Origin of the sequence: Flavobacterium cheniae, assembly GCF_004363695.1 — a bacterium.
Classification (GTDB): domain Bacteria; phylum Bacteroidota; class Bacteroidia; order Flavobacteriales; family Flavobacteriaceae; genus Flavobacterium; species Flavobacterium cheniae.
The window spans coordinates 727,787-743,341 of record NZ_SNZC01000002.1 but is presented as its reverse complement, the minus strand read 5'-3'; the positions used below and the strand labels follow the sequence as shown (position 1 = coordinate 743,341).

Here is a 15,555-nt window from a genome sequence, read left to right as displayed (position 1 = left end):
ACTTTTCATTTTTATCTTTTTATTTTTGGAAATCGAAAAAAATCATAAACCATGAAATACCATCAAATAGACCGCGATTTATACGTTAAAAACAGAGCGAAATTTACAGCTCAAATGAAACCTAACAGCGTTGCGGTATTCAATTCAAACGATATTTATCCGGTAAGTGCTGATAGTACTTTGCCTTTTGCACAACATAGAGATATTTTATATTTATCGGGAGTGGATCAAGAAGAAAGTATTTTATTGCTTTTTCCTGATGCGCCTTACGAACATTTGAGAGAAATTTTATTCTTAAAAGAAACAAACGAGCATATTGCTATTTGGGAAGGTGAAAAACTTACTAAAGAAAGAGCTTTTGAGGTTTCTGGAATTAAATCGGTGATTTGGTTACAAGATTTTCACAAGACTTTGAAAGAAATCATGGCGTATGCCGATACAATTTACATCAACACCAACGAACATTACAGAGCGGTTATTGAAACGGAAACTCGTGAAGCGCGTTTTATCAAATGGTGGAAAGAAAATTATCCTGCACATAAAGTAGAAAAATCGAATCCTATTTTACAAAGATTGCGTTCGGTAAAAGAAAGCGAAGAATTGGATTTAATCCAAAAAGCGTGTGATATTACTGAAAAAGGTTTTAGAAGAGTATTACAATTCGTAAAGCCAAACGTAATGGAATACGAAATCGAGGCTGAATTTGCGCATGAATTTCTAAGAAATCGTTCGAAAGGTTTTGCTTACACACCAATTATCGCTTCTGGAAACAATGCAAATGTGTTACATTACATTGAAAACAACCAACAATGTAAAGCAGGCGATTTGATTTTGCTTGATGTTGGTGCAGAATACGCGAATTATTCAAGCGATATGACGCGTATGGTTCCAGTTTCTGGTCGTTTTACAGACAGACAAAAAGCGGTTTATCAAGCGGTTTTAAATGTGAAAAATGAAGCTACTAAAATGTTGGTTCCAGGAACTTTATGGAAACAATATCATGTAGAAGTGGGTAAAATCATGACTTCTGAATTACTTGGTTTAGGGTTAATCGACAAAGCCGATGTACAAAACGAAAATCCAGATTGGCCAGCGTATAAAAAATATTTCATGCACGGAACAAGTCACCACATGGGATTAGACACTCACGATTACGGATTATTACACGAACCTATGCAAGCCAACATGGTATTTACAGTTGAGCCAGGAATTTACATTCCGAAAGAAGGTTTTGGTATTCGTTTAGAAGACGATATGGTGATTCAAGAAAAAGGTGCTGCATTCAACTTAATGCGCAATATTCCGATTGAAATTGAAGAAATTGAATCGATAATGAATTCTTAATTAGAGAAAAGATACAAGAAGAAAGAAAAAAGACGGTTTACGAAAGTGAGCCGTTTTTTTATTCCCAAACTTTGCGTACTTCGCGAAAAAACTTTGCGCCCTTTGCGTTTAAACTCTACCTTTGCTTTTATGAAAACCACAAACTTCAAAAACACTAAAATCAATTACACCGACCAAGGAAAAGGAACGGCTGTGGTTTTATTGCATGGGTTTTTGGAAAATCAATCGATGTGGAAAGCGTTTGTTCCTGAATTGGTTAAAAAACACCGCATGATCACTATCGATTTATTAGGTCATGGTGAAACAGAATGTCTAGGTTATGTCCACACGATGGAAGACCAAGCCGATATGGTGCATCATGTCTTGCACGAATTAAAAATCAGGAAAGCGGTTTTGATTGGACATTCGATGGGCGGTTATGTGGCGTTGGCTTTCGCCGAATTATATCCTGATAATGTCAAAGGAATTGTATTACAAAATTCCACTTCAAGAGCTGATAGCGACGAACGAAAAACAAATCGTGACAGAGCTATTGTGGCGGTAAAGCAAAATTATTCGGCTTTTATTCGCATGAGTATTGCTAATTTATTTAGTGAAGACAATCGCGAACGCTTAGCAGATATTATTGAAGAAGTAAAGTTAGAAGCTTTAAAAACGCCTCTTCAAGGTATTGTTGCTGCGTTAGAAGGTATGAAAATCAGAAAAGACCGTGAAGTTATTTTGCATTTTGCGCCTTATCCCATTCAACTAATTTTAGGCAAAAAAGATCCTGTTTTAAATTACGAAGAGAATTTAGAACAAATAATTGGCACGCAAGTACAACTCACCACTTTTGAAGATGGTCACATGAGTCATTTTGAAAACCAAGGGGAATTGTTAGGAGTTTTGAGTGGTTTTTTGAAAAGGGTTTAATTTAACCGCAAAGCACGCAAAGCTTTTTCGCAAAGTTCGCAAGGTTTTATTTCAATTATACTTTTTCTTTAAACGGAATTTCAGCATTAAAAATTTCCAAAATCAAAATTTCTAATTCTGCTTTAAAATCTTCTAAAATTTCAGTTGAAATCGCTAATTCGGCATCTTTTCCTTTACCTAATCCAAAAGGCAAAAAACCACTTTTCATGTTTTTGAACGAAACAATTCCCGCTGAAACTTCTCGGTTTTGTTTTAATTCGTGATTTTCAAACATCAATGCATAACACAACAACTGAATAATTTTTTCATTTTTAATATCGGAAGTCAAATCAGTGAAATCGTGAATTTTTAAGCTATTGCCCAATACTTTACCCGTTTTGTAGTCGATGATTCTGATAGTTCCATCTCGCTCTTCTATTCGGTCGACTTTACCTGCAATTTTTATTGGAAATGGCAACGATTTTACTTCGATTTCACAAGATAAACTCGCTTCCAACAATAGTACTTTTATGGCTTGACCTTCTTCGATATCTTTCTTTTCTATCTGTAGAAAATTATAAACATTTCGTTTCGCTACTTCAAACGCCAATAGATTTTTCCCTTTCGTGATTTCACCTTCTTTGTAAATTTCTTTGAAATGTTTCAAAATCACCTCGTCAATTTTAGTTTCCATCGTTTCAATATGGTGCAAAGCTAAATACTGATTCAAATACGGAGTATACAATTCTTCCAAAGCATTGTGAATGATGGTTCCCAACGTATTTACTGCGATATTTTCCTCCACTTCATCCGCTTCGTTAATACGTAAAATACGTTGCATATAAAACTGTAATGGATTTCGAATATAATTCGTTAAAGACGATGGCGAAAACCCTTTATCGGTTGCGATTTCGCGCAAACGCGTTATAATTTTATCCGTTTTTGGAATGGTAACGGGTTCGTACGCTTTTTCGGGTAAAACAGCGTTGTAAATGGTACTTGAAATAGTATGACTTGGTTGTTTCTCAATCTCTAATTGCGTGATGAAACGACTTTTTTCACCAGCATCGATTCCTTCGTTGTCGGTGTTATAAAGCAACCAAACGTTTTTAGCGCGCAACAACAAATGATAAAAGTGATAGCAATAAATCGCATCTTTTTCTTTGTAGGTTGGTAAGCCTAGTTCTTTCTTTACATCATATGGAATAAATGAATTTTGAGATTTTCCAGCTGGAAATTTACCTTCGTTTACTGAAGTGATTATCACATTTTCAAAATCCAATACGCGGCTTTCTAAAACACCCATTACCTGAAGACCACTCAAAGGTTCGCCTTCGAAAGAAACTTCCGCTAAATCGATGATTTGCTTGTAAATTGCTTGTAACGACTGTAAACTTTCGATTTGATTATAGGTTTCGTGGTAATTGGTTAATTTATTAATCGTTTTAAACACCGAATACACGAAAGCTTTTGTTACTTTCTCTTCACTATCATCGTTACTTAAATAGGATTTTATGGTTAGTAAAATCGAATTCAAGTTTGTTAAAATATCAGAAATAGAATCGTCCCAACGAGTGAATAATAATTCAAAGAATTTATTTTCTGTGTTTGGATATTTTTCTTCGAATAAACTGAATAATTTTTGATTGGAAAAGAAAGTGAAATTGTTGTTGTTAATCACTTTTACAACTTCTTCCACTTTACAATATGGTTCAACCAAAGGATGATTTAAAATATCTAAAACTTCTTTGTAATAGAAGGTGTAGCTTTTATCGTTTCGTTGTTTGGCATTGGTATGCAACTTGAACAACTTACTAATCAACAGTTGCGCCGGATTATTTTTACTTGGATAACCCATCGTAATATTCAACGCCTCAACTGATTCTGGCAAACTATATAAAACTGGAAGCAAGAGGTTTTCATCGCCAAGAACAACAGCCGTTTTTTCTAAATTTGGGTTTTCAGATTGAATTTTTTCAATAATGGTTCCTACAATTTTGGCTTGACCAATACTCTTTGGTGTTCCAATAATTTCGATGTTTTTAGCTTCACTAAAATGATTCACCACCCATTCAAAATTTTGGTTTACGAAAGGTTTCCATTCTTTTTTAAACTTTCTAATGAATAAACCTGCATCGTGATACGAATCATTCAAAAAAACCTCATCAATATCCCAATAGATTCTGGCTTTGTTCTCGTTTGCTAAATGTTTGAATATTCTTTCTTCGGCTTGATTTAAAGCATTGAAACCCGCAAAATAGATTTGATTGGTGATTGTTGCGGTAAACGGAGCTAAGTTTTTCACCGCTTCTCTGTATAATAAACCTTGATAACCGATTCCCTTTTTTAGTAAATGATTGTAAAAAGATTCGTAGTATAAAGGTAATTTAGCCCAAAACTCTAAATGTGTATCTATTAGTTTGGTGGTATTTGATGGTTCTAAATTCCAACGTTTCAAAGCTTCAATATCTTCTAAATAAGAAAACACATGGCTTGGATCTAATAAATACCTGTCGATTTCATTAAAATCTTGAATAGCAGTTTTTGCCCAAGTAGCAAATTCTTCAAACGATTGTTGTTTGGCTTTTTCGGTAACTGAAAGATAGACTTCGTAGAATTCAAATAACAATTCAACAGGATCAATCGTGCGAAGATTCGAAATCTCTTGAATAAAATCTTCAATACTAATGATAGTTGGAGCAAACGAAGTGGTTTCTAATTGATTTTTTAAACTTTCTAAAAGAAACACTTTGGCTCTTTTATTCGGTAAAACAATCAAACAATTTGATAATTCAATATCAGATTGAGATAATATGGTTTGGCTTAACTTATCTAAAAAAGTATTTTGTTTCATTTTATAAAAATAAAAAAACGCCCCGATAAATCGGGGCGTTTCCTATAATATTTTTGAAAGAAATTATTTAACTAATTTCACTTCTACTCTTCTGTTGTTAGCTTTACCTTTAGAAGTTTTGTTAGAATCTACTGGCATAGACTCACCAAAACCTTTAGAAGATAATCTTGAAGCATCGATACCTTGCTCAATTAAGAAATTCTTAACTGCAGCAGCTCTATCTTCAGATAATTTTTGGTTCATTGCATCTTTACCATCAGAATCTGTATGTCCTTCTAATGAGAACTTAGCAGTAGGATACTCTTTTAAGATAGCAGCCATTGCTTGTAAAACTGGCATTGTTTGTTTTTGGAAAGAAGCTTTACCTGAGTTAAACAAGATAGTTTTACCGTAATCATTTAATTTTTTCATTGTTTCGTCAGAAACTTCTGGACAACCATTGTTAGCAACAGTACCAGCTACAGTTGGACATTTGTCATCTTTATCAGCAACACCGTCACCGTCAGTATCAGGCCATGGACAACCAGCGTTATCTTTAGCACCAGCTACAGTAGGACATTTGTCATCTTTATCAGCAACACCGTCACCGTCAGCATCTGGACATCCGTTCATCATTTTAGTTCCTTTGTCTTCTGGACAAGCATCTTCTGAATTGATGATTCCGTCACCGTCGTTATCAGGACAACCGTTTAATTCTTTAGTTCCAACTTCTTCTGGACAAGCGTCTTCTGAATCTTGGATACCATCTTTATCTGTATCAGGACATCCTTTGAATTCTGGTAAACCAGCAACTTCAGGACATGCATCATCTTTGTCATAAATTCCGTCACCGTCTGTATCTTTACCTCCAAATTTAAAAGTTATACCAGCGAAATGTTGGATATGTGTTGGAACATCAAGATCAGCAACTCTGTCATCATCAAATGAGTGTTTGTAAACAGATTGTAACTGTAAACCTACATTTTCAGTAACCCAAAATGTTAATCCTAAACCACCATTTACAGTTCCAGCAGATGCATCACCAAAAAAGTTATAACCACCACCTAAGTTGATAGATGGATCTAACCATTTAGATTTTAACATTTCCATGAAGCTATATTTAATAGTAGCATCAAAAGCGAAATAATTTAAATCCCCAGGATTCACAACTACATCAGTTGACTCAGTTCCAGGTACTCTTACTACCCACTTATTAATTCTGTTAACCGAACCAGTTAATCCAAAAGAAAAACCATCACCTACATATCTTGATACATTAACATAGGAAACAGCAGGAACGATATTCCAGTTGTCGTTTGCGTTAGCTAATTGGATCCATTTTGGACTATCGTTTCCAACAGCACTTACTTTAGTGTCTACTCCGTTAGCACCAAAAGAGATTGCCCACGGGTTGTTGCTGTCTTGCGCTTGAGTTGTCATACCTGCAAACAATAAAGCGGCAGCAAATAATTTGTTAAGATGTTTCATACTTGTTTTTTATTTAATTACAATGCGTTATAATTGGAACAAAAGTAATACGTTTTTTTTAACTACAAAAAGTTTTGTTAAAAAAAATTACTTATTTGTCGGATTTTACTTGATTATTCCTAAATTTTTAGCAACTTCCGTGAAAGCTTCTATTGCTTTATCCAAATGTGCTTGTGTATGCGCAGCCGATAATTGCACGCGAATACGCGCTTTATCCTTTGGAACAACCGGAAAGAAAAACCCTATAACATAGATTCCTTTTTTTAACAGTTCTTCTGCCATTATTTGTGATAATTTAGCATCATATAGCATAACTGGCACAATTGCAGAGTCTCCATCGATGAAATCTATACCTGATTTTCTTAATCCAGCTTTAAAATAATTGGTATTCCACTCTAATTTATCTCTAAGTGTGGTATCTTTTTCTAATAGTTCAAAAACTTTTAATGAAGCTCCTACAATAGATGGTGCTAACGAGTTTGAAAACAAATATGGACGCGAACGTTGACGTAAAATTTCAATTACTTCTTTTTTTGCCGTTGTATAACCGCCCATTGCACCACCTAGAGCTTTACCTAATGTTCCTGTAATGATATCTACTCTTCCCATTACGCCTTTAGCTTCCAATGTTCCTTTTCCTGTTGCTCCAATGAAACCAGCAGCGTGACATTCATCAACCATTACTAAAGCGTCATATTTATCTGCTAAATCGCAAATTTTATCTAATGGCGCTACTAATCCGTCCATTGAAAAAACGCCGTCAGTTACAATTAATTTAAAGCGATGACCTGCTTCAGTTGCTTTGATTAACTGTTGTTCTAAGTCTTCCATGTTATTATTTTCATAACGGTAACGTGCTGCTTTACACAAACGAACACCATCAATAATAGAAGCATGATTTAAACTATCAGAAATAATACAATCTTCTTCTCCTAATAAAGGTTCAAAAACTCCACCGTTAGCATCAAAAGCTGCTGCGTATAAAATAGTATCTTCTGTTCCGTAGAAATTGGCGATTTTTTGTTCTAATTCTTTGTGGATATCTTGAGTTCCGCAAATAAAACGTACTGATGACATTCCGAAACCGTGAGAATCTAAAGCATCTTTCGCCGCTTGAACCACTTCTGGATGTGATGATAATCCTAAATAATTGTTCGCACAAAAATTCAAAACCGTTTCGCCAGTTGAAATTGTAATTTCTGCTCCTTGTGGTGACGTTATAACACGTTCTTTTTTAAATAATCCGTTTTCTTGAATGGTATTTAATTCGTTTTGTAGGTGTTGTTGGATTTTTCCGTACATAATATATTAATCGTTTATGGTTGTGTTAATGGTTACAAAGTTACTATTTCTATACTTTCTCCTATATATATGAGTGCTTTTTTTGCAACGGTATAATTCATTTCTTGTAAAGCCAATTCATATTCTTCTAATTGCGCTTTGTGTTTGTTGTGTTTTTCTCCTGTTTTATAATCTAATAAATACGCAACATTATCTTTAATTACAACTCTATCGGGCTTACTGTTTTTTGTGGCTTTTTTAATGATATTTTGCTCATTAAACACTTTGGCTTCAGGTTCAAAATATTCTTTTAATTCCGAATGATTAACAATGTTTTGAATCGTTTCTTTGAAAACTTCTTGTTGAGAAAACGTAATCAATCCTAATTCTGTTGCTTTTTGAATGGCCAAATCCACATCGTCTTTCGTATGAATAAACGCCATGATTTCATGCAAAATATTCCCAAAATTAATTGCATCTTGCTGAATGGTTCCCCACATTAAAGCTTCGCGTTGTGCAATTTTGATGTTTTTTGGATTTAATTTATGCGTTACAACACCAATTTGATTGTTTTTACCTTCGTGTGCTTTGTTGGTTGAAATTCGGGTTGGATTTCCGAATTCGTATTCCAATTTTGTATCTACGTATTTGCCTGAATTCTGTAAAAACTCTATAAAATAATACGATAAATTATTGGTAACCAAATCGCCTTTTTTGGTTGTAAGTTTATTCGAAATCACATACAATTGTTCTTCAGCTCTCGTTAATGCAACATATAAAACGTTAATCGTATCTAAAACTTCTTCTTGGTTTTTGGTTTGAAAAATGGTTTTTGCTTCGTTTCCGTAACTTTCGACTTCTTTTCTGTTATTGATTAACGCTTTTGGCAAATCAATATTCGAATCTTCTAACGGAATCCAAAGTTTATCTTTAATTTTTCTCGAAAAATCTTCTTCGGCAAACGGAAAAATCACAACAGGAAATTCCAAACCTTTTGATTTATGAATCGTCATGATACGAACGGCATTGGTTCCTTCTGGTGACGGAATACTTTTTTGGTAGCCAATTTTGTCCCAATACTCCAAGAAATCAGCAATGCTAGATTGTACTTTTACGTCATTCTCTAAAACTAAATCTAAGAAATATTGCAAATAAGAAGTATTCACTTTATCATTTAAAAACGTCGCTATTAAAATTTCAACCGCTTCATACAACGATTTTTTCTTGCAATTTTTGAACGAAATATCAATTCCGATGGTTTTCAAAAACGTTTCTAATTCTTCCGAAATTTTATCTTTTGCAGTCAAAATAAAATCATGAATTGCTACTTCTGATTGCAAATATTTCGCAATGAAATACAAGAAATAGACTTTCGATTCATCATCTTTTGGGTTTTTCAAATAACGAAGCAGCGCAATCAACAACTTCACTTCAGTCGCATTTTGAATTAATAAAGTTTCCGAAGATAAAATCGGAACGCTGTTTTCGGTTAAGAAATTCGCCAACTTAATTCCAGGTGCTTTTGTTCGCGTAAGCAACACGATATCTTTATATTCAAATCCGTTTGCGATACATTTTTCAATCGTTCTTATGGTTTGATTCAAGTAAAATTTATCTTTTACCGAAATCGAATCGTTGTCTGAATCAAAACCTTCGACATCAGTTTCGTCTTCTGGCACTTCGATAAACGACAAATTCACATAACCTCCGTTTTTAGAATTGATTTCCTGGTGCGAAAGGTTTTCGTATAAATTTTTATAATCTGAATTTTCAAATTTATCTGATAATTGCTTGAAAAACGCATTATTAAACTGAATTACTTCGCTAAAACTACGATAATTGGTTCCCAAACGAAGCGTTTCTTTGTCTTTATTAGAAAACGGATTATACTTTTTGTCTTCTTTTGCTAAATCGATAAATTGTTCGGCTTTTCCACCGCGCCAACGGTAAATGGCTTGTTTTGGATCGCCAACCAACATTAATGTTCCTTGTTGACCAAAATCGTCTTGACCAGAAAGCGCATTATCAATTAGCGGAATTAAATTTTGCCATTGCATTACCGAAGTGTCTTGAAATTCATCGATGAAATAATGACGGTATTTTTCACCCAAACGCTCATAAATAAAAGGCGCTGGCTGATTTTGAATTTCGTTGTGAATGATTTTATTGAAATCGGAAATCGAAACTAAATTTTGCTCTTCTTGAATTTGTTTGAATTCTTGATAAATCGTATTTAGTAACGACAATGGGTTTAGATTTTGTAGAAAAGCTTCATACATTGAAATTTTTCCTGCTTTTTCATTGATTCCAATAACCGAAGTTAAAATTTCGGAAGAATTTTCATCAATAAAATCTTTATCAGATTGTGGAACAGTTTTAGAATAACCACTTTCTGAACCATCTAAATATTTAATTACGGTTTCATTAATCGCGATTTTATCATCAACGATTTTCTCTAAGAAATTAGGAACTAAACTTCGGTAAAATGATTTTCGAGAAACGCCATTCGTATCTATTTTATCCAAAACAGTTTTAGCAATAGCTTTACATTCCGATTTTAACTCTTTAATTTCCTCCTGCAATTTCTTTTTGATTACACCAAAATCATCCAAACTCTTATCGGACATTTCTTTGATTTCTTCCGAATTGTTTTCGTTGGTAATCAATTGGGCAACCTTTAATAATTCGGCCGAAATGTCCCAGTTTTTATCGTCGTCGGTTTTTTCTTTTGAAAATTCGATTAGCAATTTGGTCAAATTTACATCATCACCAGCTTTAGAAATGACTAAATCGATGGCTTCTTGTAAAAGTGAATCGGTTTCCAACGAAACTTCAAAATTCGGTGGCAAATTCAAATCTTGAGCAAATGTTCGGATAACTTTATGCGTGAATTTATCAATCGTAGAAATATCAAATGCCGCATAATTATGAATGATATTTTTGATTATGGCTTTCGATTTATCTTTTAAAGTGGCAATGCTCAATTTAGTTTCAGCCGAAACATCTTTTAGCAATTCCATCGCTTTATCGGAAGTGGTATCAATGGAAAACTCGTACAAACTGGAAACAATTCGGCTTTTCATTTCTTCTACCGCTTTGTTGGTAAACGTAATGGCCAAAATTTTTCGGTAGGCATCATCATTCGAAGCCAAGAAAAGAATTTTTAAATATTCTTTCGTTAGCGTATAGGTTTTTCCAGAGCCAGCCGAAGCGTCGTATATGGTGAAAGCAGTTGTGTTCAAATGTTATATTTATCTTAATAATAGTGGTATAGAAACTATCTATTTTTGATTCCGAAGTTTAATTTGTAAATTTGGTGAAAATATTACTAATCTAAAAATAAAATATTATGGCTTTTGAATTACCACAATTACCTTATGCATACGATGCATTAGAACCACATATTGATGCAAGAACAATGGAAATTCACCATTCTAAGCACCATAATGCTTACGTTACTAACTTAAACGCTGCAATTGCCGGAACAGATTTAGAAGGAAAATCTATTGAAGATTTAATGAAGAATTTAGATATGAACAATATGGCAGTTCGTAACAATGGTGGTGGACATTATAATCACACAATGTTTTGGGAAATTATGTCGCCAAATGGTGGTGGATTACCAACAGGTGATTTAGCTAATGCTATTGATGCTGCGTTTGGTTCATTTGATGCTTTTAAAGCAGAATTTTCTAAAGCGGGAGCTACTCGTTTTGGTTCAGGATGGGCTTGGTTATGTGTGAAAGACGGAAAATTAGAAGTTTGTTCTACTCCAAACCAAGACAACCCAATTATGCCAGGTGTTGCTTGTGGTGGACAACCAATCTTAGGAATGGATGTTTGGGAACACGCTTATTATTTACATTATCAAAACAGACGTCCTGATTATATGGAAGCTTTCTTTAATGTAATTAACTGGACAGAAGTAGCAAAACGTTTTGCTGCAGCGAAATAATTCAGAATAAATAAAATTAAAAAAGGCGAGGATTTTTAATCCTCGCCTTTTTTGTTACCAAGTTTATTAAAATAAAAAAGGTGAAATTGCTTTCACCCTTTTTGCCCCAAATCTACCATAAAACTTAACCTACTAATTTTCTGGTAGGGCTAAAGTAGTACAAGATAAAATGCTTGCATAAAAAAATTGTTGAATAACACAAAAACTCGACGAAATGCAATTTAAAAAAACAAAACAGTTATTTTTTTAATTTTTTATAACAAATCTCTAAGTTTTTGGGCAAAAAAAAAGGCACGCATTGCGTACCCTTTTTGCCCCAAATCTACCATAAAACTTAACCTACTAATTTTCTGGTAGAGCTAAAGTAGTATAAGATACTATGCTTGCATAAAAAAATTGTTAAACGAATTAAAAAGTCGATGAAATGCAATTTTTACATAAAATAACACCCTTATTTTAGTTAAAACTTACTTTTTTGGCAAAAAAAAAGGCACGCATTGCGTACCCTTTTTGCCCCAAATCTACCATAAAACTTAACCTACTAATTTTCTGGTAGAGCTAAAGTATGGTGAGATTTTGTATTACTATAAAAAAATTGTTAAACGAAATAAAAAGTCGATGAAACGCATATTTTAATAAGCTCGAGCATCTTTTCCTTCATAAAAATTCATGAATGCACGATTTACTACACGATTTCCTCCATCTGTTGGATAATCTCCTGTGAAATACCAATCTCCTAAGTTTTTCGGACAAGCTTTATGCAAATCTTCCACCGTTTGGTAAATGATTTTTACTGCTGCTTTTGTGTCTTCTGGCGTAAGCATTTCGGCAATTTTATCAGAAATTTCTTGATCAGTGAATGGCGCATAAATTTCTTTTACATAATTCACTACATCAGCATCACTAAAATCTTCTTGTGCTTTCGATTTTTGATATACTTCTTCTACTATATGATATAAATTGCGTTCTTTTAATAAATCTAAAGCTGCTCTGAAAGCCACTAAACCTTCTAATTTCGCCATATCAATTCCGTAACAATCTGGGTAACGAATTTGAGGAGCCGATGAAACAACTACAATTTTCTTTGGATGCAAACGATCCATCATTTTAATGATACTTTGTTTTAAAGTAGTTCCTCGCACAATACTATCATCAATAATTACCAAATTATCGGTTGGTTTTACCACACCATACGTTACATCATAAACGTGTGCTACTAAATCATCGCGACTACTATCTTCAGTGATAAATGTTCTTAGTTTCGCATCTTTAATCGCGATTTTTTCCGTTCTGATTTTTACTGAAAGCAATTCTTTTAAGGTGTCTTCAGTCAGCGTATCTTTTTGCTCGATAATCATTTTGGCTTTTCTCTGATTTAAGAAATCTTGAGCCGCTTCTGACATTCCGTAAAAAGAAGTTTCTGCAGTATTTGGAATAAACGAGAAAACGGTATTATCGGTATCGTTATCAATTGCTTTTAGAACACTTGGAAAGATTAATTTTCCCAATTCTTTACGTTCTCTGTAGATTTCGGCATCGCTTCCGCGAGAAAAATAAATGCGTTCAAACGAACATGCTTTTTTGATTAATGGTGTTCTTACTTCCTGAATAGAAACATTTCCGTTTTTCTTGATGATGATAGCACTTCCTGGAGTTAATTCTTGCACTTTTTCGAAAGGTACATTGAAAACCGTTTGAATTACCGGACGTTCTGAAGCGACTACCACAATTTCATCATCTTCGTAGAAATACGCAGGACGAATTCCGGCAGGATCGCGCAAAACAAACGAATCGCCATGACCAAAAAGTCCAGCCATTGCATAACCTCCATCGAAATTACGAGAAGCACGTTCTAAAATGCGTTGTACATTTAATCGTTCGCCAATAATTGGTGAAGCTTCTTGTTTAGAAAAACCTTCTAATTTGCATTGTTTGTATAATTCGGTAACCTCATCATCTAAGAAATGTCCGATTTTTTCCATTACGGTAACGGTATCGGCCATTTGTTTTGGATGTTGTCCTAAGTCAATTAAGTTTTGGAACAACTCCTTTACATTTGTCATATTGAAATTTCCCGCAACAATTAAATTTCGGTGCATCCAATTGTTTTGACGTAAAAATGGGTGAACACTTTCGATGCTATTTTTACCGAAAGTTCCATAACGAACGTGACCTAAAAACACTTCTCCCAAATACGGAATATTTTGTTTTTGAAGTGCAACATTGTCTTGGTATTCTGGATGTTCTTCTAACTCGCGACTAATTCTGTCGTTAATTTGAGCGAAGATATCCTTAATAGGTTGCGGGTCGTTTGAACGAATACGGCTGATGTATCTTTCTCCTGGATTTACATCCAATTTAATACTCGCTAATCCAGCTCCGTCTTGACCGCGGTTGTGTTGCTTCTCCATAAGTAAGTACATTTTTTGTACACCATAGAAAGCGGTTCCGTATTTTTCTTTATAAAATTCTAACGGTTTTTTTAATCGTAGTAATGCAATTCCACATTCGTGTTGTATAGCGTCACTCATAAGTTGTTGTGTTGTTGTAGGTTGTTGTAATTCTTATTCTTTTTGAAACAAAAAATGCCCCGAAATTTCGAGGCACGTTTTTATTCTTCTAATTCTATTTCAAATTGTGTTAAGGCTTTGAATTGTTTCAAACGCGCATTCACTTCATTTTTATCTAAATTCTCCATTCGTTCTGTTCCAAATTTCTCCACACAGAAAGAAGCTAAATTTGAACCGTAAATAATAGCGTTTTTCAAATTGCTAAACGAAATGTTTTCTGATTGTGCAATGTAACCTGCGAAACCACCTGCGAAAGTATCACCAGCTCCTGTTGGATCAAATACTTCTTCTAATGGTAAAGCTGGAGCAAAGAATACGTCTTTGTTATGGAACAATAACGCTCCGTGTTCTCCTTTTTTGATAACCACATATTTTGGTCCCATGGTATGGATTTTAGCCGCTGCTTTTACCAAAGAATATTCTCCTGATAACTGACGCGCTTCTTCATCGTTGATTGTGATTACATCTACACGTTTGATTACGTCTAATAATTCTGGTAAGGCACAATCCATCCAAAAGTTCATTGTATCTAAAACGACTAATTTTGGTCTTTCAGACATTTGGTTTAAAACGCCTGATTGTACAATTGGGTGTAAGTTTCCTAATAAAACTACATCCGAATTTTTATACGCTTGAGGCACAACTGGATTAAAATCAGCCAAAACGTTTAATTCAGTAACTAAAGTGTCGCGAGAATTTAAGTCGTTGTGGTATTTTCCACTCCAAAAGAAGGTTTTTCCACCTTTTACAATTTCGATTCCTTCTATATTTACTCCTTTATTTTCTAATAAATCTAAATATTCCTTTGGAAAATCTTCACCAACCACAGAAACTACTGCTGCATCTACATTAAAAAAGTTAGACGCTAAACCAATGTAAGTCGCTGCTCCACCTAAAATTTTGTCTGTTTTTCCGAAAGGTGTTTCAATAGCATCAAAAGCTACTGTTCCTACTATTAATAGTTTGTTCATTAAATTGAATTTGAAATAAGGTGCAAAGATAAGTTTTTGTTTAGAAGTTTAAAAGTTTATGAGTTTAAAAGTTTAAAAGGTTTTGAAGGTTAGGATTTTGCGCATATTTATGCTCAAAAACCTTATTCATAAATTAATTTTATGACTATCATAATTTAATACTTTCTAATTTTTTAACAATTTTAATAGCTAAAGAATATTTTTGAAAAAATTTTAATAAAT

Annotated in this window: 9 protein-coding genes; 3 read left to right on the top strand and 6 right to left on the bottom strand. The window is 33.9% G+C overall.

All coding sequences use genetic code 11. From position 1 onward, the window contains the following. Positions 1–51: 51 nt before the first annotated feature. Entirely contained in the window at positions 52–1,344 is a 1,293-nt protein-coding gene (locus C8D80_RS08400) for an aminopeptidase P family protein (protein ID WP_133609294.1), read from the top strand. Between the two features lie 129 nt (positions 1,345–1,473). Then, entirely contained in the window at positions 1,474–2,256 is a 783-nt protein-coding gene (locus tag C8D80_RS08395) for an alpha/beta fold hydrolase (protein WP_133609292.1), read from the top strand. A gap of 55 nt (positions 2,257–2,311) precedes the next feature. On the opposite strand, the gene C8D80_RS08390 is transcribed toward C8D80_RS08395, so the two are convergent. The 4 genes from C8D80_RS08390 to C8D80_RS08375 form a co-directional block, all read right to left on the bottom strand. Then, complete coding sequence (locus C8D80_RS08390) at positions 2,312–5,089, bottom strand: PD-(D/E)XK nuclease family protein (protein WP_133609290.1); 2,778 nt, start codon at positions 5,087–5,089, stop codon at positions 2,312–2,314. Positions 5,090–5,152: 63 nt separating this feature from the next. Next, positions 5,153–6,556 (bottom strand): OmpA family protein, encoded by a 1,404-nt coding sequence (locus C8D80_RS08385; RefSeq protein WP_133609289.1) that lies wholly within the window; start codon positions 6,554–6,556, stop codon positions 5,153–5,155. Positions 6,557–6,661: 105 nt separating this feature from the next. Beyond that, positions 6,662–7,858 (bottom strand): glycine C-acetyltransferase, encoded by a 1,197-nt coding sequence (gene kbl, locus C8D80_RS08380; RefSeq protein WP_133609287.1) that lies wholly within the window; start codon positions 7,856–7,858, stop codon positions 6,662–6,664. Between the two features lie 32 nt (positions 7,859–7,890). Further along, positions 7,891–11,079: a UvrD-helicase domain-containing protein gene (locus C8D80_RS08375; RefSeq protein WP_133609285.1), complete on the bottom strand. Its 3,189-nt coding sequence runs from the start codon at positions 11,077–11,079 to the stop codon at positions 7,891–7,893. A gap of 107 nt (positions 11,080–11,186) precedes the next feature. On the opposite strand from C8D80_RS08375, the gene C8D80_RS08370 reads away from it, so the two are divergent. Further along, a complete protein-coding gene (locus C8D80_RS08370) occupies positions 11,187–11,792 on the top strand; it encodes a superoxide dismutase (RefSeq protein ID WP_133609283.1) in 606 nt (201 codons plus the stop codon). Positions 11,793–12,424: 632 nt separating this feature from the next. Here C8D80_RS08370 and C8D80_RS08365 read toward each other — a convergent pair. Both C8D80_RS08365 and C8D80_RS08360 read right to left on the bottom strand, forming a co-directional pair. Then, a complete protein-coding gene (locus C8D80_RS08365; protein WP_133609281.1) occupies positions 12,425–14,323 on the bottom strand; it encodes an amidophosphoribosyltransferase in 1,899 nt (632 codons plus the stop codon). Between the two features lie 80 nt (positions 14,324–14,403). After that, entirely contained in the window at positions 14,404–15,333 is a 930-nt protein-coding gene (locus C8D80_RS08360; protein WP_133609279.1) for a PfkB family carbohydrate kinase, read from the bottom strand. Positions 15,334–15,555 lie beyond the last annotated feature (222 nt).

What these genes read in the sequence shown, in the direction of transcription:
- C8D80_RS08400 (WP_133609294.1), top strand. Translation starts at nt 52, where the DNA reads ATGAAATACCATCAAATAGACCGCGATTTATACGTTAAAAACAGAGCG.
- C8D80_RS08395 (WP_133609292.1), top strand. Translation starts at nt 1,474, where the DNA reads ATGAAAACCACAAACTTCAAAAACACTAAAATCAATTACACCGACCAA.
- C8D80_RS08390 (WP_133609290.1), bottom strand. Translation starts at nt 5,089, where the DNA reads ATGAAACAAAATACTTTTTTAGATAAGTTAAGCCAAACCATATTATCT.
- C8D80_RS08385 (WP_133609289.1), bottom strand. Translation starts at nt 6,556, where the DNA reads ATGAAACATCTTAACAAATTATTTGCTGCCGCTTTATTGTTTGCAGGT.
- kbl (WP_133609287.1), bottom strand. Translation starts at nt 7,858, where the DNA reads ATGTACGGAAAAATCCAACAACACCTACAAAACGAATTAAATACCATT.
- C8D80_RS08370 (WP_133609283.1), top strand. Translation starts at nt 11,187, where the DNA reads ATGGCTTTTGAATTACCACAATTACCTTATGCATACGATGCATTAGAA.
- C8D80_RS08365 (WP_133609281.1), bottom strand. Translation starts at nt 14,323, where the DNA reads ATGAGTGACGCTATACAACACGAATGTGGAATTGCATTACTACGATTA.
- C8D80_RS08360 (WP_133609279.1), bottom strand. Translation starts at nt 15,333, where the DNA reads ATGAACAAACTATTAATAGTAGGAACAGTAGCTTTTGATGCTATTGAA.